The organism is Rhodovibrio salinarum DSM 9154, from assembly GCF_000515255.1.
Classification (GTDB): domain Bacteria; phylum Pseudomonadota; class Alphaproteobacteria; order Kiloniellales; family Rhodovibrionaceae; genus Rhodovibrio; species Rhodovibrio salinarum.
On the sequence record NZ_KI911559.1, the window covers coordinates 3,381,265 to 3,404,167 of the forward strand.

23 protein-coding genes are annotated in these 22,903 nt (G+C 64.6%); 8 read left to right on the plus strand and 15 right to left on the minus strand.

The annotated features are described in order from the left end of the window. The first annotated feature begins 22 nt into the window (after positions 1 to 22). Positions 23 to 403, plus strand: coding sequence for a response regulator (locus tag RHOSA_RS0115675; RefSeq protein ID WP_027289424.1), 381 nt, complete (start codon positions 23 to 25; stop codon positions 401 to 403). Positions 404 to 440: 37 nt separating this feature from the next. On the opposite strand, the gene RHOSA_RS0115680 is transcribed toward RHOSA_RS0115675, so the two are convergent. From RHOSA_RS0115680 to RHOSA_RS0115725, 10 genes are all read right to left on the minus strand, one after another. Beyond that, on the minus strand, positions 441 to 1,622 hold the full coding sequence (locus tag RHOSA_RS0115680) for an NnrS family protein (protein WP_051432208.1): 1,182 nt from the start codon (positions 1,620 to 1,622) through the stop codon (positions 441 to 443). 109 nt (positions 1,623 to 1,731) lie between these two features. Next, on the minus strand, positions 1,732 to 2,241 hold the full coding sequence (locus RHOSA_RS0115685) for a hypothetical protein (protein WP_027289426.1): 510 nt from the start codon (positions 2,239 to 2,241) through the stop codon (positions 1,732 to 1,734). A gap of 37 nt (positions 2,242 to 2,278) precedes the next feature. Then, on the minus strand, positions 2,279 to 2,581 hold the full coding sequence (locus tag RHOSA_RS22945) for a hypothetical protein (protein WP_037256484.1): 303 nt from the start codon (positions 2,579 to 2,581) through the stop codon (positions 2,279 to 2,281). 12 nt (positions 2,582 to 2,593) lie between these two features. Next, entirely contained in the window at positions 2,594 to 3,388 is a 795-nt protein-coding gene (locus tag RHOSA_RS0115695) for a peptidylprolyl isomerase (protein ID WP_027289427.1), read from the minus strand. Positions 3,389 to 3,456: 68 nt separating this feature from the next. Beyond that, complete coding sequence (gene narI, locus RHOSA_RS0115700; RefSeq protein ID WP_027289428.1) at positions 3,457 to 4,161, minus strand: respiratory nitrate reductase subunit gamma; 705 nt, start codon at positions 4,159 to 4,161, stop codon at positions 3,457 to 3,459. 22 nt (positions 4,162 to 4,183) lie between these two features. Continuing rightward, complete coding sequence (gene narJ, locus RHOSA_RS22950) at positions 4,184 to 4,930, minus strand: nitrate reductase molybdenum cofactor assembly chaperone (protein ID WP_051432209.1); 747 nt, start codon at positions 4,928 to 4,930, stop codon at positions 4,184 to 4,186. After that, positions 4,930 to 6,456: a nitrate reductase subunit beta gene (gene narH / locus RHOSA_RS0115710; RefSeq protein ID WP_027289429.1), complete on the minus strand. Its 1,527-nt coding sequence runs from the start codon at positions 6,454 to 6,456 to the stop codon at positions 4,930 to 4,932. Before narH ends, narJ begins: the two co-directional genes overlap by 1 nt. A 28-nt stretch (positions 6,457 to 6,484) precedes the next feature. Beyond that, positions 6,485 to 10,249, minus strand: a complete 3,765-nt coding sequence (locus RHOSA_RS0115715) for a nitrate reductase subunit alpha (RefSeq protein WP_027289430.1) — start codon at positions 10,247 to 10,249, stop codon at positions 6,485 to 6,487. A gap of 278 nt (positions 10,250 to 10,527) precedes the next feature. Beyond that, the gene (locus tag RHOSA_RS0115720; protein WP_051432210.1) at positions 10,528 to 11,928 is read right to left on the minus strand and encodes a NarK family nitrate/nitrite MFS transporter; all 1,401 of its coding nucleotides are present in this window, start codon (positions 11,926 to 11,928) and stop codon (positions 10,528 to 10,530) included. An 86-nt stretch (positions 11,929 to 12,014) separates the two neighbouring features. Beyond that, a complete protein-coding gene (locus RHOSA_RS0115725; RefSeq protein WP_051432211.1) occupies positions 12,015 to 13,403 on the minus strand; it encodes an MFS transporter in 1,389 nt (462 codons plus the stop codon). Positions 13,404 to 13,695: 292 nt separating this feature from the next. On the opposite strand from RHOSA_RS0115725, the gene RHOSA_RS0115730 reads away from it, so the two are divergent. The 3 genes from RHOSA_RS0115730 (at position 13,696) to RHOSA_RS0115740 (ending at position 15,175) form a co-directional block, all read left to right on the plus strand. Further along, on the plus strand, positions 13,696 to 14,412 hold the full coding sequence (locus RHOSA_RS0115730; protein ID WP_051432212.1) for a helix-turn-helix domain-containing protein: 717 nt from the start codon (positions 13,696 to 13,698) through the stop codon (positions 14,410 to 14,412). Positions 14,413 to 14,426: 14 nt separating this feature from the next. Further along, complete coding sequence (locus RHOSA_RS0115735) at positions 14,427 to 14,756, plus strand: carboxymuconolactone decarboxylase family protein (RefSeq protein ID WP_027289434.1); 330 nt, start codon at positions 14,427 to 14,429, stop codon at positions 14,754 to 14,756. Positions 14,757 to 14,848: 92 nt separating this feature from the next. Continuing rightward, a complete protein-coding gene (locus RHOSA_RS0115740) occupies positions 14,849 to 15,175 on the plus strand; it encodes a hypothetical protein (RefSeq protein ID WP_027289435.1) in 327 nt (108 codons plus the stop codon). On the opposite strand, the gene RHOSA_RS24425 is transcribed toward RHOSA_RS0115740, so the two are convergent. The 3 genes from RHOSA_RS24425 to RHOSA_RS0115760 all read right to left on the minus strand — a co-directional run bounded on the left by RHOSA_RS24425 (position 15,143) and on the right by RHOSA_RS0115760 (position 17,546). Beyond that, positions 15,143 to 15,841, minus strand: coding sequence for a DUF1826 domain-containing protein (locus RHOSA_RS24425; protein WP_051432213.1), 699 nt, complete (start codon positions 15,839 to 15,841; stop codon positions 15,143 to 15,145). The two genes, RHOSA_RS0115740 and RHOSA_RS24425, sit on opposite strands and share 33 nt — an antisense overlap. A gap of 318 nt (positions 15,842 to 16,159) precedes the next feature. Next, entirely contained in the window at positions 16,160 to 16,300 is a 141-nt protein-coding gene (locus RHOSA_RS25225) for a hypothetical protein (RefSeq protein WP_156092766.1), read from the minus strand. A 91-nt stretch (positions 16,301 to 16,391) separates the two neighbouring features. Next, complete coding sequence (locus RHOSA_RS0115760) at positions 16,392 to 17,546, minus strand: zinc ABC transporter substrate-binding protein (RefSeq protein WP_027289437.1); 1,155 nt, start codon at positions 17,544 to 17,546, stop codon at positions 16,392 to 16,394. Positions 17,547 to 17,631: 85 nt separating this feature from the next. On the opposite strand from RHOSA_RS0115760, the gene RHOSA_RS22960 reads away from it, so the two are divergent. From RHOSA_RS22960 to RHOSA_RS0115775, 3 genes are read left to right on the plus strand one after another with little or no spacing between them, the layout of a single operon-like run. Beyond that, a complete protein-coding gene (locus RHOSA_RS22960) occupies positions 17,632 to 18,147 on the plus strand; it encodes a Fur family transcriptional regulator (RefSeq protein WP_037258728.1) in 516 nt (171 codons plus the stop codon). Continuing rightward, positions 18,137 to 19,003 (plus strand): ATP-binding cassette domain-containing protein, encoded by an 867-nt coding sequence (locus tag RHOSA_RS0115770; protein ID WP_200371972.1) that lies wholly within the window; start codon positions 18,137 to 18,139, stop codon positions 19,001 to 19,003. The genes RHOSA_RS22960 and RHOSA_RS0115770 overlap by 11 nt, the downstream gene beginning before the upstream one ends. Further along, positions 19,000 to 19,815, plus strand: coding sequence for a metal ABC transporter permease (locus tag RHOSA_RS0115775; protein ID WP_027289439.1), 816 nt, complete (start codon positions 19,000 to 19,002; stop codon positions 19,813 to 19,815). Before RHOSA_RS0115770 ends, RHOSA_RS0115775 begins: the two co-directional genes overlap by 4 nt. 21 nt (positions 19,816 to 19,836) lie before the next feature. Here RHOSA_RS0115775 and RHOSA_RS0115780 read toward each other — a convergent pair whose 3' ends face one another. Continuing rightward, positions 19,837 to 20,367: a PAS domain-containing protein gene (locus tag RHOSA_RS0115780; protein WP_027289440.1), complete on the minus strand. Its 531-nt coding sequence runs from the start codon at positions 20,365 to 20,367 to the stop codon at positions 19,837 to 19,839. Between the two features lie 397 nt (positions 20,368 to 20,764). Continuing rightward, positions 20,765 to 21,610: a MipA/OmpV family protein gene (locus tag RHOSA_RS0115785; protein WP_081728768.1), complete on the minus strand. Its 846-nt coding sequence runs from the start codon at positions 21,608 to 21,610 to the stop codon at positions 20,765 to 20,767. 128 nt (positions 21,611 to 21,738) lie between these two features. On the opposite strand from RHOSA_RS0115785, the gene RHOSA_RS0115790 reads away from it, so the two are divergent. After that, positions 21,739 to 22,314, plus strand: coding sequence for a TetR/AcrR family transcriptional regulator (locus RHOSA_RS0115790; protein WP_027289442.1), 576 nt, complete (start codon positions 21,739 to 21,741; stop codon positions 22,312 to 22,314). The last annotated feature ends 589 nt before the right edge of the window (positions 22,315 to 22,903 follow it).

The window sequence follows — 22,903 nt, forward strand, 5'->3', positions numbered from 1 at the left end:
GGACATCGCGTGGGAGGAAGACATGGCTACCGTGCTCGTCATCGATGACCAGGCCGACATCCGCAACGTCTTTGCGGAAGTGCTGCAGGAGGCCGGCTATCAGGTCGTGACCGCGGTCAACGGCCGCGATGGTTTGGCAAAGGCCAGCAGCAGTGAGATCGACCTGATCATCACCGACATCCTGATGCCAGAACGCGATGGCATCGAAGTGATCCACGAAATCAAGCGCACGAGCGGCGAAACACCGGTTGTCGCGGTCTCTGGCGGCGGCACCATGCGGGGCCCTGACCTCCTGTCGATCGCCAGCAAGCTGCACGCCGACGCAACCCTGCAGAAGCCGGTGGATGCGGACGCGCTGGTCCGCACCGTGCAGGAATTGCTGGGCAACAAAGGGGACGCCTGATCCGGCTCTGCTCCCCCGGGCGGGTGCTCAGAGTTCGCTACGATTTGCCGGAACCGAACAACATCGGCGCATAGAAGAGCACGAAGCCGCCGAACGCAGCCGCCCACGCAAGCGCCGCCGCGCCCAGCAGCACCAGGAACAACTGCGGAACGAGCGGTGCGGCCAACCGAAGCAGCACGGCCAGGGTAAGCGCAACGAACAGCAGAACCGTTGGCACATCGGCGCTCAGCGCCCGGCCGGTGTGCCCGCGGGTGGCACGCGTCATGACGGCCAGTACCATGGTTCCCATCGCGCCTGCGGTCAGCGCGTGCACAGCACTGGTACCGAGTAGACCGGGTACAAGCATCTGCAGGCCAAGCAGCAGAAATCCGGCCGCGAGCCACGCGTAACCGAGATGCAGAACCAGGATCAGCGGCTCCCGCCACGCCTGCCAGGCACACCAGCGCGCCACCCGGCCTGCGTTTAAAAGACCGACGCCGAACATCACCCCGCCGGTCACACGCGTGTCCGGCAGGAGGGTCCAAGCCAGCACGGCCACGACCGTCGCGAGCGCCGTGAGGCTGTCGTAGCGTCCCCACATCGCGGGTAGACGAGGACTACCGTGCGATTGCAGCCAGTTGCGGGTAAACACCGGCACGATCCGCCCCCCGATCAGCACGATCAACAGCGCGAACATCCCCACGCCCAGGCGGATGCCATACCCCCGATCCACCCCGGCAATCGGGCCCAGATGAACCAGAAGGTTGGCGAGCGCGACGCCCGATATCCCCACGACCACAAGCAGGTTCCGCCGATTGCCGGCAGCCAACACTTCCCGCAGCACGATGACTCCCAGAGCAACGAAGAAGCCGACATCGACGACCGCTGCCGGCACCGCACCGACGATCCCGGATGTCAGGCACGCCACCCGTCCAAGCCCCCACAACCCTGCCAATGCGGCCAATGGGGCCCCACGCAGCGCCGGCCGTCCGGTCCAGTTCGGCACCGCCGTGGTCAGGAAGCCGGCCAGCGCGGCGCCCAAGAAACCAAACAGCATGGCATGGGCGTGCCACGTCACCGGCGCGAACGCCGTCGGCAGCTGCAGCCCATGGCCGAGCGTCGCACTCCACATCAAGATCGCGAGCGCAGCCCAGAGCCCAGCGCCAAAGAAGAACGGCCGGAAGCCGCGATCAAGCAGCGGTATCGTGTGCGCGGACGCAATGGTGTCGGTCTGGGCCATGGGGGCCGTCCTCTAAAAACAGCGCGGGATAAGAGCTGGACGAGATCGCGAACGGGTCAAAGCGTCATGGACACGGTGCGCCCGTCAACCTCTCTTATCCCCGATTAGCTTACCGCGCGGCGCGCGACCAACCGGGCCAACTCTCGCGACGGGCACGGAAAGCGGCAGCGAGCAGTTCCTCGTCGGCTGTTGTCAGGCGCACCCGCAACAACGGTACCAGCACAGAGGATTCGAGCGACACCATCTGGCGCAAATGAAGCGCCAGCGTACGCGCAGCGTCCAATGCCGGACGGGGCAGCGGACGCTCCGCCGTGGAGGTGTCCGCGAGCGCATATACGAGCAGTTCCGCATTGGCCTGAACCGCGTCATAGGACGTCGTCAAAGATTCCGACAGATGATCGGCATCATCCTCTGGAGCCGCCCGGCGCCCCATCACCGGCAGGACATTGGCCCGCCGGTCCTGCAGAACTGCCAACAAGCGGGTGCACAAATAGGAACACACTGCCGCCCGTCGCGCCCCATCGCCTGCTTCGCCCAGGCTCTCCAACATATCGATCAAAGCGCGGAGGCTGTTGATCTGTGCCCGGATGAACACGAGGGGGCGGTCGGCCAGAGCCATACTCGGCGCCGATAAGAGAGTCGTCGTGGCGGATTTGCTATCCGTGGCAGCAGGCATGCCGGTCTTCCTGGCGCAGCCGGCGCTTCAGCATCAGGTTGAGACAGGTACCAGGGCTACAATCGCCGTGGCGCAGGCGACCTATTAGCTGGGCCCAGTCCTCCTCGCTGGCATGGTCGAGAAAGCCGACGATGGCGCCTTGCAGATAGTCGCCCAAGCTTTCGCCGTGCCGCTGTGCAGCCGCGCTTGCCTGGGCAAGGGTAACCAGGTTCAGGTCCTGGCCCACCAGGGCAATGGGGTCGGGAGCACGGCGCAGGGTTTCCAATACGGTGCCAAGGTTCATCGTCACCTCCCCCTATTGCACGAGCGGCGAACTGGCGGCGGCCATCTGCAGCCCTTCGATCCGCGACTTGCCGGCGAGGATGGAGATGTATTGCGAGACCGCACGGTTCCAGGACTGCTGCTGCAGGTACTCAGCAATGCGCGGCTGAACCGCCTCGAACGGCAACTGCCGACCGTCCTCGCGTGCGTCCAGACGCAGGACGTGAACGCCGTAGCGGGTCTCCACCGGGACCGGGCAAACCTGTCCGGGTTCCAGGGAGTCCATGAAACTCTCCAGCTCCGGGGCGGTCTGACCGCGCGTCACCTGCCCCAGCCGGCCGCCTTCCTTGGCGGAGGAACAGGCTGACTGCTCGTAGGCCAGCGCGGCGAAGGCGTTGGGGTGCGCGGCCAGGGTATCGATCGCCGCCTGTGCCTGGGCGCGCGCTTTGACCCGCGCGTCTTCATCGTTGTGCGCAGCGGGGAAGAGGATGTGGGCGGCCTCGTAGACGCTGGGGCTCTGAAATCGCTTTTTGTTGTTCTCGTAATAGCGTCGGCAGGCCGCCTCGTCGGCCGTCGGGGTTGCCACCTGATCGTCCAGCAACTGGCGAATCAGGCTGTCTTCGTCAGTCTCGCGCTTGCCCTCGCCCAGGGTGTGCGGGCGCGGCCTGTAGCCAAGATTGCGCGCCTCCTGCAGCAGCAACTCGCGAATCACCAGGGCCTGAGCCGCCTCCTCGCGCGCCTGGAACATCGACTGCCCGGCATGGTTCTGGGTTTCCTGCGCGATCGCCTGTTCAGGGATTTCGGCGTCGTTGACTTTAATGGTGGTCATGTCATCGGCCTCCTTCTCGGGCCGTGGCCGGCGGCGCCAGATCGAGAGACGCCGCCGGCAGTGTCGCGTCAGACGGCTTTCCGGCCGTTGCCATTGCGGGTGCGCACGATCTGGTAACCGCGCCGGCCGAGGTACCAGACCGGCACCGACCAGACGTGCACCAGGCGCGTGAACGGGAACACCAGGAAGATCGTCAGCCCCAGGAAGAGGTGCAGCTTGAAGATCCAGGGCGCCTCGGCGACATAGGTGGCGGCTGGCTGGAAGGTCCAGATACTCTGCGCCCAGGTCATGAAGTTGACCATCATGTGCCCGTCGAGGTGCCCGGCCGAGATCGGGATGGTGGCGATACCGAGCAGCAGTTGGACGTACAGCAAGATCAGGATCGCGTTGTCGCTGAACGAGCTGTTCCGGCGGATCCGCGGGTCGCTCAGCCGGCGGTGCAGCAGCAGGGTCGCGCCGATCAGCGCGGACACCGCCGCCAAACCGCCAATGACGATCGCCATCAACTGCTTGAAGCCGTGGCCGATGCCAAGCGCGTCGAACACCGCGATCGGGGTCAGCAGCCCCACCAGGTGGCCGAAAAAGATCACCAGCACACCGATATGGAAGAGGTTGCTGCCCAGACGCAGCTGCTTGCGCCGCAACAGCTGGCTGGAGCCGCTGCGCCAGGTGAACTGCTCCCGGTCGAACCGCACCAGACTGCCCAGGAAGAACACCGCCAGGCAGATATACGGGTAGTAGCCGAAGAGAAGGGTGTTGAGATAGTCGGCCATGTCGTGAGGTCCTTGAGCCGGGTTAGGCGTTGGTGCCCGTGCGCCGGCCGTCGCCCGCCTGCCCGGCCTGCTGGCGGGCCTGGCCGGCGGCGATCCGCTCGGCGATCTGCTTGATCCGGCCGCAAGAATTGCCACCGGTCCCCGGTGCGTCCGGGCCAAAGGTAACCGGGCTCTCTTCCCAGTCCTTATCCAGCTGTTCGGGATCGTTCGGATCGTCGTCGCCGTACGCCAGCAGCTGCTCCAACTCGTCCCGGTCCAGCTGCTCCGGGCACAATGTCTCGAGCACCGTGAACACCCCGGCGTAGCTCTCCTCACGCCGACGCAGGCGCTCGCCCACCGCGGAGACGACGTGGATCGGTTGCGCCAGACGCGTGCGCGCCGTCTCCGGATCGAGGACCGACAGGTATTCCAGGTAGAGCGGCAGGAAGTCAGGCAACTCGGCGCTGTCGAGTTCCAGGCCGACGTCCTCGTACATGCTCTTCAACTCGACCATCGCCGACCCACGGTCGCGAGACTCGCCATGGACATGCTCGAACAGATAGAGCGAACGCGACCTGGAGCGGTCGAACAGTTCGACATAGCGCTCCTGCAGATCGAGCAGATCCCAACTGGCCAACTCTCTTAGCAAGGGATCCAGCTTGCGCTGCATGCGCCCATCGAGCAGACCTTCCTCGCGAATCGCAGCCTGCAGGTCTCCCGCCTGCACCGCCTGCTGCAGCTCGGCCGACGGATAGGTCAGGAGCGCGGCCAGGGCCTTATAGCTATACATCACTCGACCTCCATCGGGTTGGTCGCCTTGGCCTTCTTGGCCAGGCCAAACAGATTGGGCGCGCTGTCGCCGCCGGAGCAGCCGTTGCCGAACGAGAAGCCGCAGGAGCCACGCAGGTTGTAGGCGTCCTCGGCGTTCTCCCGATGCGTGGTCGGGATGACGAAGCGATCCTCGTAGTTCGCGATCGCCATGATCCGGTACATCTCTTCGATCTCGTTTCCGGTCAGGCCGACCTTCTCGGCGACGGCCTCGTCGATCACGCCGTCGACGGTCTTCGAGCGCATGTACTGGCGCATCGCCATCATCCGCTCGAGCGCGCTCACGACCGGCGCCTCTTTGCCGGCGGTCAGCAGGTTGGCGAGGTATTTGACCGGGATGCGCAGCTGCGAGACGTCCGGCATGCCGTCTTCCAGGTCGATCTTGCCGCTTTCGGCCGCCGACTGGATCGGCGAGAGCGGCGGGCAGTACCAGACCATCGGCAACGTCCGGTACTCCGGGTGCAGCGGGAAGGCGACCTGCCAGTCCATCGCCATTTTCCAGACCGGCGAGTGCTTGGCCGCCTCCAGCCAGCTCTCGGAGATGCCGTCCTTGCGCGCCTGTGCCTGCACGTCCGGATCGAAGGGGTCGCAGAAGACGTCCAGCTGCGCCTGGTAGAGATCCTGTTCGTTTGCCGCGCTGGCCGCTGCCTCGATCTTGTCGGCGTCATACAGCATCACGCCCAAGTAGCGGATCCGTCCGACGCAGGTCTCCGAGCACACGGTCGGCAGGCCCGCTTCGATCCGCGGGAAGCAGAAGGTGCATTTCTCCGACTTACCGCTGGACCAGTTGTAATAGATCTTCTTGTACGGGCAGCCGGAGACGCACATGCGCCAGCCGCGGCACTTGTCCTGGTCGATCAGGACGACGCCGTCCTCTTCGCGCTTGTAGATCGCCCCCGACGGGCACGCCGCGACACAGGTCGGGTTCAGGCAGTGCTCGCACAGCCGGGGGAGATACATCATGAAGGTGTTCTCGAACTCGCCGTAGATCTCCTTCTCGACCTCGGCGAAGTTGTAGTCCTGGCTGCGCTTGGCGAACTCGCCGCCCAGGATCTCCTCCCAGTTCGGGCCCCACTCGACCTTGCTCATCCGTTCGCCCGAGATCAGCGAGCGGGGCCGCGCGGTCGGCGGGTGCTGCAGGTCGGGAGCGGTGTGCAGGTGCTCGTAGTCGAAGGTGAAGGGTTCGTAGTAGTCGTCGATCTCCGGCAAGTCCGGGTTGGCGAAGATCTTCGAGAGCATCCGCCACTTGCCGCCCATCTTGGGTTCGATCTGGCCGCCCGCCTTGCGCCGCCAGCCGCCGTTCCAGCGCGCCTGGTTCTCCCAGTCCTTGGGGTAGCCAACGCCGGGCTTGGTCTCGACGTTATTGAACCAGGCGTATTCCATGCCTTCGCGGCTGGTCCAAACGTTCTTGCAGGTCACCGAACAGGTGTGACACCCGATGCACTTGTCGAGGTTCAGCACCATGCCGATCTGAGCGCGGATCTTCATTTGATGTCTCCTTCCGCTGGCTCGGGTGTCACTCGGCGGCCTGGGTTTCAGACTGGTCCAGGGTCGGGCTCTCGGGATCTTCGAGCCAGTCGACCTTGGCCATCTTGCGCACCACGATGAACTCATCGCGGTTGGCGCCCACGGTGCCGTAGTAGTTGAAGCCGTAGCTGTATTGGGCGTAGCCACCGATCATGTGCGTCGGCTTGGTCACCGTCCGGGTGACGGAGTTATGGATGCCGCCGCGGGTACCGGTGATCTCGGAGCCAGGGACGTTCACGATCTTCTCCTGGGCGTGGTACATCAGCGCCATGCCTTCCTTGACCCGCTGGGAGACGACGGCCCGGGCGGTCAGCGCGCCGTTGGCGTTGAACGCCTCGATCCAGTCGTTGTCCTCGATCCCGGCCTTTTGCGCATCGCGCTCGGAGATCCAGACGATCGGACCGCCGCGCGACAGGGTCAGCATCAGCAGGTTGTCGGTATAGGTGCTGTGGATGCCCCACTTCTGGTGTGGCGTGATGAAGTTGAGGGCGATGTGCGGATTGCCGTTCTGGGTCGCCACCCCTTCCAGGAAGGGGTGCAGCGTCTGGGTATCGATCGGCGGCTTGTAGACGCACAGCTGCTCGCCGAACGCCCGCATCCAGGGGTGGTCCTGGTAGAGCTGCTGCCGGCCGGTGAGCGTGCGCCAGGGGATAAGCTCATGGACGTTGGTGTAGCCGGCGTTGTAGCTGACGTGCTCGCTCTCCAGACCCGACCAGATCGGCGAGGAGACGATCTTGCGCGGCTGGCTCTGGATGTCGCGGAAACGGATCTTGTCCTCCGCGCGGCTGGTCGCGAGGTGGGTGTGCTCGCGCCCGGTCTGCTTGCCGAGCGAGTCCCAGGCCTTGACCGCGACCTCACCGTTGGTCTCGGGCGCGAGCCCCAGGATCACCTCGCAGGCATCGATGTCGCTCTCGATCCGGGGCATGCCCTTGGTCGGTCCGTCGTCCTGCACCGTGCCGTTCAGCTGGCGCAGGAAGTCGACCTCGTGCTCGGTGTTCCAGGCGATGCCCTTGCCGGCGTTGCCCGCGCTCTCCATCAACGGGCCAAGCGCGGTGAAGCGCTTATAGACGTTGGGATAATCGCGCTCGATCACCTTGATCATCGGCATGGTCTGGCCGGGCACGGCCTCGATCTCGCCCTTCTTCCACTCCGACACACCGAACGGCTGCGCCAGCTCGCCCGGGCTGTCGTGCTGCATCGGGGTCAGGACGACATCCTTCTCCTTGCCCAACACCTCGGGCGCGATCTCGGAGAACTTCTTGGCGATCGACTTGTAGATGCCCCAGTCGGTGCGCGACTCCCACACCGGGTCGACGGCCGTCGACAGCGGGTGGATGAAGGGGTGCATGTCGGAGGTGTTGAGGTCGTTCTTCTCGTACCAGGTCGCCGTCGGCAGCACGACGTCGGAGTAGAGCGCCGTGGTCGACATCCGGAAGTCGAGCGTGACCAAGAGGTCCAGCTTGCCTTCCGGCGCCTGATCGTGCCAAGCGACCTCGGCCGGCTTCTGGCCGCCCTCCTCGCCCAGGTCCTTGCCCTGAACGCCGTGCTTGGTGCCCAGCAGGTGCTTCAGGAAATATTCGTGGCCCTTGCCGGAGGAGCCGAGCAGGTTGGAGCGCCAGACGAACAGGTTGCGCGGCCAGTTCTCGGGCGCGTCGGGGTCCTCGCAGGCGAACGCGAGCTCGCCGGACTTCAACTGCGCGACGGTGTAGTCCACCGGGTCCTGACCGGCGGCTTCGGCGTCCTTGGCGACCTGCAGCGGGTTGCGGTTCAGCTGCGGGGCCGAGGGCAGCCAGCCCATCCGCTCGGCGCGGACATTGTAGTCGATCAGGCTCTGGGAGACCCAGTCGCCCTCCGGGGCCGTCGGGGAGAGAATGTCGGAGACCGATAGCCGCTCGTAGCGCCACTGGTCGGTATGCGCGTACCAGTAGCTAGTCGAGTTCATGTGCCGCGGCGGCCGCGCCCAATCGAGCGCGAACGCGAGGTTGGTCCACCCCGTCTGCGGGCGCAGTTTCTCCTGGCCGACGTAGTGGGACCAGCCGCCACCCGACTGACCCACGCAACCGCACATCACCAGCATGTTGATGATCGCGCGGTAGATCATGTCCATGTGGTACCAGTGGTTGAGGCCAGCCCCGAGGATCACCATCGACTTGCCGTGGGTCTTCTCGGCGTTGGCGGCGAAACCGCGCGCGACCGAGACGACGTGGTCGCGCGACACCCCGGTGATCCGCTCCTGCCAGGCCGGGGTGTAGGGCACGTCGCTGTCGTAATCGCTGGCGATGTGCTCGCCGCCCAGCCCCTGATCGACGCCGTAGTTAGCGACGAACAGGTCGTACACCGTGGCGACCAGGGCCTCACTGCCGTCGGCCAGCGTGACCCGCTTGGCCGGGACGTTGCGGAGCAGCTTGTCCGGATGATCGGTACCGGTGAAGTAGTCGTGGTGCTGATTGCCGAAGTACGGGAAGGCGACCGGGACGACTTCGTCGTGGGCATCGGTCTGGCTGAGCTTGAGACGGACGTCGTTGCCGTCCGCGTCCTTCTCTTCCAGGTTCCACTTGCCCTTATCGCCCCAGCGGAAACCGATCGACCCACGCGGGGCCACCATCTCCCCGCTGGTCTCGTCGATCGCGACGGTCTTCCAATCGGCCTGCGCACCCTGGCCGAACGCGCCCTTGATGTCGCTGGCCCGCAGCAGCCGGCCGGAAACATGGCCGCCCTCGGCCTCGTCGAGACGCACCAGCATCGGGAAGTCGCTGTACTTGCGGACGTAGTCCTGGAAGTACTCCGCCTGCCGGTCGACGTGGAACTCCTTCAGGATGACGTGACCGATCGCCATGCCGAGCGCGGCGTCCGTGCCCTGCTTGGGCGAGAGCCACAGGTCGGCGAACTTCGACGCCTCGGAATAGTCCGGGGTCACGACGACGCTTTTGGCGCCCTTGTAGCGGACCTCGGTATAGAAGTGCGCGTCCGGGGTACGCGTCTGGGGCACGTTGGAGCCCCAGATCATCAGAAAGCTGGAGTTGTACCAGTCCGCGCTCTCCGGCACGTCGGTCTGCTCGCCCCAGGTTTGCGGCGAGGACGGCGGCAGGTCGCAGTACCAGTCGTAAAACGACATGCAGGTCCCGCCGAGCAGCGACAGGTAGCGCGTGCCGGCGGCGTAGGAGACCATCGACATCGCCGGGATCGGCGAGAAGCCGGCGATCCGGTCCGGACCGTATTGCTTGGCGGTGTAGGCGTTGGAGGCGGCGACGATCTCCGTCACCTCGTCCCAGTCGGCGCGCACGAAGCCGCCCAGGCCGCGGCGCTCGACGTAGCTCTGCCGCTTGGCGGAATCATCCTGGATCGACCGCCAGGCAGCCACCGGAGACAACGTCTTGCGCGCCTCCCGCCATTGCCGCAGCAGGGCCTTGCGCACCATCGGGTACTTCAGCCGGTTGCCCGAATAGATGTACCAGGAATAGCTGGCGCCCCGGGAGCAGCCGCGCGGCTCGTGGTTCGGCATGTCGGGGCGGGTGCGGGGATAGTCGGTCTGCTGCGTCTCCCAGGTGACGATCCCGCCCTTAACGTGGATCTTCCAGCTGCAGGAACCGGTGCAGTTCACCCCGTGGGTGGAGCGCACGACCTTGTCGTGCTGCCAGCGCGACCGGTAGCCCTCCTCCCAGCCGCGGTTCTCGGCCGTGGTGATGCCGTGGCCGTTCGCGAATTCGCCCACGTTCTTCTTGAAGAAGGTCAGGCGGTCGAGGAAGTGGCTCATCTCAGGTCTCCTCTGGCCCGCGAAAGGGCCGTGTGTCGCTGTGTTCGACCTGGAAGATGCCGACCCCACTGGAGGAACCACCTGATCCAAATCAATCGAAGCCCGTTCGAGACCAATCGTCTTGTAGTTTTGATCTGACCTGAATCAGAGGGTTACTTATTTCTGTCTTGATATTGATTTACTTCTTATGGATACGTGAGAAACATCACAAACAAAGCGGCGGCCGTCCCCGAGGGAACGGCCGCCGGCCAAGACTCCAGCGTGCTGGGGAGCAGGTGTCAGCAGCGGATCTCGGCGTTGCGCCGGGTGTAGTAGAACCAGGTGAGGCCGACACAGATCAGGTAGAAGGCGATGAAGGCGTAGAGCGCTGTCTCCGCCCCCCCGGTGAGTGCGATCGAGGAGCCATACGACTTCGGGATGATGAACGCGCCGTAGGCCGCGATCGCGCTGGTGAAGCCGATTGTGGCTGCGGATTCCTTCTCCGCCTGCCGGGTCTGCTCGCTCTCGTTCAGATGCGGCAGAAGCCGGGGCACCTCCTTACGGAAGATCACCGGGATCATCTGGAAGGTACTGGCGTTGCCCACGCCAGTGGCGAAGAAGAGCACCATGAACATCGCAAAGAAGCCCCAGAAGGCGCCCGGCTGCTCGCGGATGCCGAGGAAGAACAGAATACCGATCACCGCCAGGATCATCGTCACGAAGGTCACCAGCGTGACCCGACCGCCGCCGAACTTATCGGAAACCCAACCCGTTGCCGCCCGGCTGAGCGCGCCCACGAGCGGACCGAGAAAGACGTATTGCAGGGCGTTCGCGTCCGGGAACTGGTTGGTGGCGAGCAGCGGGAAACCGGCGGAGTAGCCGATGAACGAGCCGAACGTACCGGTGTACAGCACACACATGATCCAGTTGTGCTTGCGCTTGAAGATCACCGACTGCTCGCGGAAGGACGCGCGGGCGCTGGCGATGTCGTGCATGCCGAACCAAGCCGCCAGCGTGCTGACGATCAGAAACGGCACCCAGACAAAGCCTGCGTTCTGCAGCCAGATCTTGCCGCCTTCGGATAGGGTCTGCGGCTCGCCGCCCAGGCTGCCGAACACCCCCAGGGTGATCACGATCGGCACCAGGAACTGCATCACCGAGACGCCGGCATTGCCCAGGCCGGCGTTCAAGGCCAGCGCATTGCCCTTGGACTTGCGCGGGAAGAAGAAGGAAATGTTCGCCATCGAGGAGGCGAAATTGCCGCCGCCGAAACCACACAGCAGCGCCAGCAGCAGGAATATCCCATAGGGCGTCTCCGGCGATTGCACCGCGAACCCGATGCCAATGGCGGGCAGCAACAGCGAAGCCGTGGACACCGCCGTCCAGCGCCGGCCGCCGAAGATCGGCACCATGAAGGAATAGAAGATACGCAGCGTGGCGCCGGACAGGCCCGGCAGCGCGGCCAGCCAGAACAGTTGGTTGGTGGTGTAGTTGAAGCCGATCTGCGGCAGCTTGGCGACGACGACCGACCAGACCAGCCAGACGCAGAAGGCAAGCAACAGGCAGGGGATCGAGATCCAAAGGTTGCGTTGGGCGATTCGGTGGCCTTCGGCCTGCCAAAAGGCCTCGTCGTCGGGCCGCCAGTCTTGCAGCACCTTGCCCGAATTCGGGCCATTGGCGGTTGGGGCGTGGCTGGACATACGTCCACTCCTTGAAATGCGGGAAAGCTTGGTCGCGGGGCAGCCCCGGCGGCACCGTCACGGGCCGCCGGGACCGAAACCCGGGATTAGTTGAAGCGCTGCTGGGTCGCCCGGGCCGCCTGGAAGCTGCTCCCGGCCGCACGCGCACCCTGACTGACGCGGCTGGTTTGGACCGGCGTGTCCGGCAGGTCCGAGAGCTGCGTTTCCTCGGCGAGTTGCGGGTACTTGCGCCGCTCCATCAGCCGGATCGCGACGTGCATCCAGATCAGGCTGACCAGCACGATCACGAACATCAGCATGAAGCTGGTCTGCCAGACGCCCGTCAGATCGAGCAGGCCGCCGAAGGCGATCGGCAGGACGAAGCCCCCCAGGCCGCCGATCATGCCGACCAGACCGCCGACCGAGCCGACGTGCTCCGGGTAGTACACCGGGATGTGCTTGTAGACCGCGGCCTTACCGAGCGACATCACGAAGCCGAGCACGACCGCCAGCGTGACGAACATCCACAACGGGATCGCCATGGAGAAGCTGACCGGGCCTTCCTTGCCCTGCACCACGTACTCGGTCGCCGGGTAGCTCATGATGAACAGGCAGACCAGCGACACGACGAACGTGAGGTACATCACGAAACGCGCGCCCAGACGGTCGGACAACCAACCGCCCAGCGCCCGGAAGACCGAGGCCGGCAGGGAGTACAGCGCCGCCAGCGTGCCGGCGGTCGCCAACGTGACGCCGTAGGCGCCGGTGTAGAAGTTGGGCAGATAAGAGGCGAGCGCAACGAACGCGCCGAAGACGAAGAAGTAGTAGGTCGCGAAGCGCCACACCTGAACCTTCTTCAGCGGCTCCAGCTGCATCAAGGCTGAGGCCGGCTTCTCGCCGCTCTTGCGGCGGGCGTTCGTGCCCGGATCTTCCTTGGACAGCAGGAAGAACGCGACCGCCATCACCGCCAGAACGACGGCGTAGACCTGCGCCGTCTGCTCCCAACCGAGCGCGAGCACCAGGAAGGGGGCGCCGAAGTTGGTCACGGCTGCACCGACGTTGCCCGCGCCGAAGATTCCGAGCGCAGTTCCCTGCTTTTCCTTCTCGAACCATTGCGAGGTGTAGGCGATGCCAACGATGAACGAGCCACCGGCCAGTCCAACGCCAAGCGCAGCCAGCAGGAAGATCTCGTAGGTGGTCACCATCGAGAGCAGCCAGCAGGCCACGGCGGTGGTCAGCATTTGCACGGTGAACACCAGCCGCCCGCCGAACTGCTCGGTCCACACGCCTAGAAAAATCCGGCTGATCGAACCGGTCAGAACAGGCGTGGCGACCAACAAGCCGAACTGGGTCTCACTCAGGCCCAGATCCTGTTTGATCTTCACGCCGATAATCGAAAAGATGGTCCATACCGCAAAGCATACGGTGAAGGACAGCGTGCTGAGGCCGAGCGCGCGAACCTGTTGGCCGCGTGTGACCCCGCTCAGGTCTTTCATGTCTGTCTCCCGTCTGACCCTAAGGGGATCGCGAAGTTTGGCATTTCGCGGAGTCGCCCGCCTGAATTGCGTCTGGCGGGCCGTCGGGTTCGGACCCTGCGCCGCCCCACATGACAGACACTTGATTCACATCAACGGCACCTGATAACTGATTCTACTTGGATGTACTTTTGATCCTCACCGCTAACCAAAATAACGCGCAGCACGGAAGCAATTGATGGACGCCACGGGAATATTTGATGTTCATCACACCCTCGGCAGCCATGCTGCATTTCCGCTGGCGGGGTGAGGCATGATTCGCGAAGACGATATCGAGGCGCTGCGCCGTCTGACGCCTTTCTCCGAAATGACCGAGGAGAACCTGCAAGCCCTCGTGCGCGCCAGCTACTTGCAGCGATTCCCGGCAGCCACTCAGTTGATCGAGGAAGGCGACCGGGCGGACATGCTGCACATCCTGCTCGACGGCGTTGTGGAGCTCTACGGCAGCTTCAAGGACCGGGAAAGCACGATGATCATCATGCATCCGGTGCGCGCCTTCATCCTGGCGGCGATCGTGCAGGACCTGCCCTACCTGATGTCCGCGCGGACCATCTCGCCAGCGCGCATCTTGATGATCCCAGCCCCGATGGCACACGCATTGTTGCGCGAGGACCCGGCGTTCAATGATGCCATGATGCGCGCACTGGCCGAGGAGTTCCGGCGCGTGATGAAGGGGCTGAAATCGCAAAAGCTGCGCGACGGCACGGAACGGATCGCCGCGTATTTCCTGGAGCTACGGCACAAGGCCGACAATGCCGACGTCGTGCGCCTGCCAGCCGACCGTAAAACGATCGCCACCTATCTGGGCATGACCCGGGAAAACCTGTCCCGCAGCCTACAGACCGTCCGCGACCATGGTGCTGTTGTGCGCGGCAATGAGGTGCATTTCCGCGATATCGACAAGCTGCGCGCCCTGGCGCAGCCATCCCGGCTGATCGACAACGTCGACCCGGACCCCGAGCGTACCTGAAAGAAAGGCCCACCATGTCGACCAACAGCAAGCTTCCCACCGCCGCCCAACAGATCGCCCAATATCATCCGGACGTCTGGGATGCCTACGAGCAGCTGGGCAAGGCGGTTGCCGAGGCCGGCCCGCTGGACGCACGCACCATCCATCTGGTGAAGATCGCCGCGGCGATCGCCCAACGCTCGGAAGGCGCCACGCACTCGCACGTCCGCCGGGCGCTGGAAGCCGGGGTAAGCGCGGCGGAAATCCGCCACGTCAGCATGCTGCTCGCCCCCACCTCCGGCTTCCCGCAAGCGGTCGCGGGACGCACTTGGATCGAGGATATCCTGGCCGAGCAGGACACCTAGTCGCCTTCGGTGCGAAATCACCCTGTCGTGGCGCCGGGGCGCGACTTGGGGCACATTCCGACAGTAGACAGGCGTGATCCCAGGAGTGCGCGATGACCAGCCGCCGCCGTTTCTTCCTCTCCAGCGCCGCCATGGCCATCGCCGCCGGCGTGCCGGTCAGTGCCAGCGCGTTCCGCCGCGTCGACCCAACGCCTGAGGCCCAACGCGGCTACCAGGCCGCGTGTTCGTCAAGCCGCTATCATGAGGATCTGATCGACCAGGTTGTGCAGAATCTCGAGAAGCAGGGAATGGAGATCGGCGAAAGCGACGTCCGCAATCTGCTGGCGGCACGGACCTGTCCCTGGTGCGGCTGCTCCGTCGCAACCCGCACGCGCCCGACGCCGGAATCAGGCGAACGCCCCGCCGGTACTGACAGTTAAGACCAGCCGGTGGTTGTCGTTCCCCTGCGCTGGGGGGGGGGAACGATGCAGCAAGCCAGGCGACTGCGTGTCAGGCGTCCGCCCGCGAAACAGTGCGATCGACCGGGTTGGCACCTGACGGATCAGATGGGGGGCAGCTTCCAGCACGGACGTAACTTCCGGGCCGCCGGTGCCGCGCACCGACGTCTCCGGCGCGACCCATTGTGTGCCCGGGCCGCGGTAGGTGCACAGCAGCCGCATGGACAGGCGATCGACGTGGAAATAGCGGCACGCATCGTCGTCGATCGCAGCAAGCCGGACGTGCATGCGCCCGCCCCCGGTCACGGCGGCATAACGGCAACACAAGCCGGCGATGTCGCTCTCCAGCCATCGGCCCATCGCGCTGCCCGCCAGCGCCGACCGATCGATCGCCGCTCGGGCCTCGGCCCGCACGGACACCACGCCGCCCAGCACGTCGAAGGCCGGCAGACCGTCGAAGGCCAGCCGGTCGAGCTCCCGGGCGACGCAGTCCGCGATCTGGCGGTGCCATAACGCCAGGACGCAGGCCTCCTCGCGCGCGGCGAACAGAATAGAGCCACGCGGGCCGACACGCACGTAGGCGCCTGACATAACCCGACGGTCGATCGGGCCGCCGGACGTCGCCAAGTTCTTCGGTATCTCATTCATGCCACTTGTGTCTCCATGGCACCGGCGCCGGCGAGGCGCCCGGGTTGCGCGCGGCCCCGAAGCGGGTGCGTGGCGTCGACCGACGAGCAGTCGCCAACGCGCGCAGAACGTCGGCGCGTTGGAGGCCGTCGCGACGCCGCAGCAAAGCGGCGATCGGATCGTCGAGCAGCGCGGCCAAGCTCGGTTCCCGGCCTGCATACCGCCAGCGTGTATTCATCTCGTTCGATGCCAGCTGCTTATCGCGATCGTCTGTCATGACCATCCGAGCCGGGTCACGTCCGCCCGTCCGGGAGACAGGACAGACGTGACCCAAGACCGTTAAAGCGTCAGCTGCAGGCGCAGCAGACCCGTATCGACCGTCTCGTCTTGACCGCCCGGTTCGTCGGTCTCGCTGTGCAGATAGTTGACGCTCATCTTCACCAGCGTGTTGCGGCGGTGTGCTGCAGGCTCGAAAGGCATCTTAATTCCAATGTTATATCGTTACTTTCGATATCTCCAAAAACGCCCGGAGGCGCCGCGCGGGACGGCACCCCCGGGCTGTTGCGTTGGCTTATTCCTGGGCGGACAAGCAGTTGCGCAGGTCGGTCGCCAAATCGCGCATGGTCTGTGGGTAGGCGTCCGGTCCGGCCGTGTGGTCCACGCCCAGCGGGTCGAGCGTGCCGATCCGTGCCTGCGTGTTTTCAACGACCGTCGCCACCAAATCCGGGGCGAACTGCGGCTCCCGGAAGACGCAGCGGGCATCGAGCTCGGTGATCTTGTCCCGCACCTCGGTCAGCCGCTTTGCCCCCGGCTTACGCTCCGGGCTCAGGGTGATCGACCCGACCGCATTGGTGGCATAGTGCTGCTCGAAGTAATGGTAGGCATCGTGGAAGACGACGTAAGGTACGTCCTGCACCGGCGCGATCGTCTCCGCGATCGTGGCATCGAGTTCGGCGATCCGCTGCACCGCGGCTTCCGCGTTCGCTTGGTAGGTTTCGGCGTGCGCCGGATCCAGTTCGGCAAGCCGGTCCGCCAGCGCCTGCAGGATCAGCTGTGCGTTATCGGGATCGAGCCAGACGTGCGGATCCAGTTCGTCCTCTGGAATCCCCTGGACCTCGCCGCCGGCATGATCGTGCCCCTCGCCAGCATGCGCTTCGTGCGCATGGCCGTGATCATGCTCGTCCGCATGGTCGTGGGCATCAGCATGGTCGTGGGCGGCGGGGTCGTCCTGCTCATGCCCGTGCGCCTCCTCGGCTTCGTGGGCATGCTCTTCATGATCATGACCGTCGTGGTCATGATCTTCGTGATCGTGCGCATCGTGCCCTCCGCTGCCATGGTCGTGGGCGTGCCCTTCCCAGGCGCCGCCTTCGCGGGTGCGCAGCAGGTTCAAGCCGTCCAGATGCAGCAGCGGAAAGGAGGCGGACTCTTGCGCAATGTTGCGCACGGGGCGCACTAGGAAGGATTCCAGACTCGGGCCGACCCAGACGACGAGGTCAGCGCCCTCGAGCGCGCCGGCGTCGGATGGGGTCAGCGAATAGGTGTGCGGCGATTGCCCGGCCTCGACCAGCAGGCGCGGCGTGCCGACGCCGTCCATCACGGCGCTGACCAGGCTGTGCACGGGCTTCACGGTCGCGACCACCTCGGGCGCGGCCTTGGCCGGCCCAGCAAGCGCGGACGCGGCCAGCAGGCTGGTCGCCAGCCAGGCGGCGCGATGCGGGGTGCGCATGCGTACCTCCGTTGGTGGGATGTTGAATTCGACGGACGATCAAGATACGATATAACGTGTCTACGTCAACCCGATGGAGACGGCGATGGAGTCCTCGCAAACGCGCGCGGCGTTCGACCAGCACGAGCACGACCACCGCGACTGTATCGACGCCGCGCTGACGGTCGCCCAGGAAATCTGTGCGCGCGACGGCGCGCAGCTGACCAAGACCCGCCGCCGGGTGCTCGAGCTGATCTGGGCGCACCGCAAGCCGGTCGGCGCCTACCAGCTACTCGACGACCTGTCGCGCGAACGCGGCCGGGTCGCCCCGCCAACCGTCTACCGCGCGATCGACTTCCTGCTCGACCATGGCCTGATCCACCGGATCGAGAGCCTCAACGCCTTCATCGGCTGCCACCACCCGCGCGAAACCCACACCGGCTGCTTCCTGATCTGCCGCGCCTGTGGCGCCACCGCCGAGCTGGAAGACCCCAAACTGGACCGCGCGCTCAACGACGCCGCCGCCAACCTCGCCTTCCAGGTCGAACGCCGAACCGTCGAAATGCGCGGGCTTTGCCCTGTCTGCGCGCAGACCGCCGAAGGATCCCAGTTTGCGCACTGACAAGACCGACCTCCAGGCAGCCGAACGCCCGGCTACGCGGCCATCCGATCCCTCAAGCCAAACGCCGCTGATCGAGGTCAGTGATGTCAGCCTGCAGTTCGACGGCACGGCGGTATTGGAGCATGTCGACCTGAGCCTACACGCGGGAGAGGTCGTCACGCTGATCGGCCCCAACGGGGCGGGCAAGACCACCCTGCTGCGCATCGCCCTCGGCCTGACGAAGCCGACCACAGGCCGCGTCTGGCGCAAGCCGGGGCTCGCCTTCGGCTACGTGCCGCAACGCTTCGCCGTCGACCCGACCCTGCCACTGACGGTCGGGCGCTTCCTGTCGCTGCCGCGGCGGCGGGCGCGCCGGGAGATCGAGCTCGCGCTTGAAGAGGTCGGCGTCCCGGACCTGCTCGGACGTGAATTGTCGACCCTGTCGGGGGGCGAGTTCCAGCGGATCATGCTGGCCCGGGCGCTGCTACGCCGGCCGGACGTGCTGGTACTGGACGAACCGCTGCAGGGGGTCGACGTCACCGGTCAGACCGCCCTGTTCAAGCTGATCAATCAATTGCGCAAAAGTCACGGCTTTGCCGTCCTGATGGTCAGTCACGATCTGCACCTGGTGATGCGCCAAACCGACCAAGTGCTGTGCCTGAACCATCACGTCTGCTGCCGCGGCGAACCGGAATCCGTCAGTCAGCACCCGGACTATCAGCGGCTGTTCGGTCACGAGGCTGCCCGCACGCTGGCGGTCTACGCCCATGCCCACGACCATGCTCAAGACCACACCCACGACGCCCACGGCGCGGTCGTCCCGCTGGACGGCACCGACGTGCCAGCACATCGGCACAACGAAAACGGCCAGCCATGACCCTGCCCGCCCTGTTCCAGCTCGAATTCCTGCAACGCGCGCTGCTGGCCGGGCTCGGCATCGCCGCAGTGGCCGGGCCGCTCGGCTGCTTCGTGGTCTGGCGCCGGATGGCCTACTTCGGCACCAGTCTGGCCCACAACGCCTTCCTCGGCATCGCCCTCGGCGTGCTGCTGGGTATCGATCCGATGTTCGGGATCGCTCTCGCGGCGGCCGTGGTCGCGCTGCTGCTGGTCGGCCTGCAACGCCAGCACCGGCTGGCTGACGACACGCTGCTGGGCATCCTGGCCCACGCCGGCATGGCGCTGGGGCTGGTCGCGATCTCCTTCATGGAGGGCATGCGCGTCGACCTCCTGACCTACCTGTTCGGCGACGTGCTCGCGGTGAGTTGGCGCGACCTGGCCTGGATCTACGGCGCCGGCGGCGCGGTATTGGCCGGCCTGATCGTGCTGTGGCGCTGGCTGCTGATGGTTTCGGTGCATCCCGAACTGGCCGCCGCGGAAGGCATTCCAGTGCTCGCGGTGCGGCTGGCCTTCATGCTGATGCTGGCGATCCTGGTCGCAATCGCCATGAAGGTGGTGGGCGTGCTGTTGATCACCTCGATGCTTATTATCCCGGCAGCCGCGGCCCGGCGGTTCGCCATCTCGCCGGAAGGGATGGCCGTCTCTGCCGTAGGGGTCGGCTGGGTGTCGGTGATCGTGGGGCTCGCCGCATCCTACCAGTGGGACCTGCCGTCCGGCCCGGCAATGGTGGTCTCGGCAACCGCGATCTTCGCCCTCTCGCTCGGCGCTGGCGCCGCGCTTTCCCGCACCTAAAGACTTGGCGGACACAGATAGCTAGGCGCCCTGGGTCCAGTCGCTCGCCCCAAGAATGTACCGGACCGGGGCGGTCGTCTGCGGACGGTCATCGGCATCGCGCAGGGGCAGCAGCACACCGTAGCTCCGCTTTCTGCACCCGGTCACAGTGCGATGGCGCAGCACATAGAACAGCGGCGATTGCTCCCTGACGACGTCGTTCAGCGCCTGCCGGAACAGAACACCCGAGCCCGCCTCCACCTCCACCTCGGATAGGCAGCGCCCGGCCAAACCTGTCCCCATAACCTGTGCCGCATGCTCCCCGCACAGCCGCCAGCGGTAGTCGTCCCCGTCTTCGACAACCTCGATCAGGGTCAGATTGGGCAGAACCGCAGCCCCGAAGCGCACCGGATCAAGCTGCTGCCGGCAAGGTATCCGGCCCGCACAATGATCCCACCACACGGTGTAACTCGTTGCCGCAACCTGGAAGTACGGGACGGTGCGCGCCTCGGCTATCGCTACACGCTCGACGGCCGCCTGACACCAGGACGCGAAATCTCCGCGGTCTTTCACCCTGCAGCTCCCATAACGTGCGCCCGCCCACCTATTTATATAGTTAATATGTCCATTCGGACCCCGAGATAATTAACTCTTATCAGGTTCTAACGCGATAAATTTGTGGATTATCTAAAGTCTACAACTCAGGCAAAAGATTATACACCAATATAAACGAATATTATCTGTCTTGGTTGTTTGACTCGAATAGATGCACGCGACGCCAAACGCACAATTATCCGGTGAACACATACACCTGGGGTCGGGATTCAGGCGCAACATAAACAACGCGCGCTGAAGCACACACGGCAACGGCCTGATGGACCTCTTTGCACACAAAAAAGCCCGCCAAGGGAGTGGCGGGCTTCAAGTTAATTGCGGGGATTCGTATCCGAGGGTGCCGAGATGGCTGCGGCTAGAAGGTATAGCTCAACCCGAGAAAGGCGGTGGGAGACGTCTCCTGTTCGACCATGGGGCTGTCTGCAGCCTCCCCCAGTAGGTGGGTCACGCCGACCGCCCCGATCCCAGTGATGCTGTCGGTAATGCGGTAGCGGGCGCTGATACGCAACGAAACGTCCTTGAAGCCATTGCTCGGTTCGTATCTCCGCAACCCCGATGTCGCGGACTCCGACGAACTGATGCCAAAATAGCCGTCCATGTAAGTGCCGTTAGCCCAACTCAGGCTGATGCTTGGCTTGATGATGAAGCGCTTGCTCGCCGCCCATGGATAGGCAAGTTCTGCATCGATGAGCAGGCCACGGTCGGTATCGGTCACAGCCTGGGTAGCCCCGAGCGTGGCCTCCACCCCCTGAAACCGGGTCGACGCGAACAGACGTGCGCCAAGCTCCCCGTCGACGTCGTCAATGCCACGCGCGACGTCGTCGCCATCGTACCCTTCCATCCAATTGACGCTGGCGCCGACCGTGAAATCGGGCGTGTCGACGACATAGGCTCCGATACCATCGCTGGTTTTCGCAAAAAACCGACCGTACTGCACGTCGACAATCGGAACCGGGCTGGCGGCATACTCATCGGACCCTTCGAATTCAGGCCGCGCCGCAACCCCCGCGCCAAACGTCCAATGATCCGCGCTCTCCAAACCGGCCGCACTTGCGCGATCCGACCGGTCGGCACTCTCATCATCGCTCTGCGGACCTGCCTGCGCAGGCGCACCGACGCCACAGACCACCCCGATCAAAGCCACTGCGGTATACCCTCTGGCGGTCGCGCCCGGCCAGAGCCGCTCAAACCTGCTTGTCATGGCATCGCCTCGTGCATACGACTAATTCCCGTGCATAATTGTCATCACGATACACTCGCGCATCTTATAGGCGTCCTTTTCTTCGACCGTCAAGATGCGGATGTGTATCTTATTGGAGGAAGCGTCGGATGAGGCAACGTCGGCGCGGCGCAGACCTTGAGCGCGCCATCCTGGACGCTGCCTGGCTGGAACTGACCGAGCGCGGCTATGCCGGACTGACGATGGAGAACGTTGCCGCGCGGGCTCAGACCAGCCGGCCGGTCCTGGCCCGCCGCTGGAACGGGCGGGTCGATCTCGCGATCGCGGCGATCCGGCAACAGAGGCAGAAATTCCCGCTGGAGGTGCCGGACCAAGGCGACCTGCGCACCGAATTGTTGGAATACCTGGAGCGCCTATCCAACCGCGTCAGCGGAATCGCCGCCATTTTCACGCTGTTCGCGAGCGAATACTTCAACGAAACCTCATCGACCCCCCAGGACCTGCGCACGGCGCTGATCGCAGGCGAGAAAAGCGTACTCGCATCGATTCTCGACAGGGCCGTGGAGCGGGGCGAGATCGATCCCCAAAAGCTCACGCCGCCAATCAACTCGCTGCTCACCGACCTGCACCGCCATCACGCCATCATGACGTTCTCACCACCACCGCCGGAGTTGCGGACGGCCTGGGTTGATTCGATTTTCCTGCCGCTTGTGAAAACCAGCTAGCGCAACGCGCCTCCTACGAGCCCCCAAATCGCGGTGCTCATCATAGGTTTCGGGAAAGGTTGCTCGATGCAGTCGGACCTGGGAAGTTGCACAAAATCATTCCTGGAATAAAAATAATTTATAGAAAAACTCCAATTATTTGAATAAAGCTCGAAAAATCCACCGAAGTGGGCGATGTTTATATTCGGTAGCGGGAGGGTATCCCTGCCACCTCCCTCTCGCCATGCCTATTTTGAAACGTTTCATTGCATGAACGACAAAGCCCCCCTATACGACTCAACATCATCAAAGCGGTGCGGGCCGCAAGGCATCCTCGTTTCTCACATGCCTCCGCACGCGCCCCGTCGCGTCCAAGCCCCGGAGCCCTCTAACCTGAAGGCTCGCCCCCTGCCCTGTTCCGTTGCGCTCCGACGCGGCGGGAGCGCAGAGGACGTCCCGCCTATCCAAAAAGCCGGACACAGGCCGGGATAAGGACGCATCACGACCGAAAGGAGGTTCGAGAACGTCAGAGAACTCCAAAACCGCAAACACGTTACCGGACTACAGGCGGGCGATGGACATGCTCCGGTCCCGCCGATCAGAAGGAGTC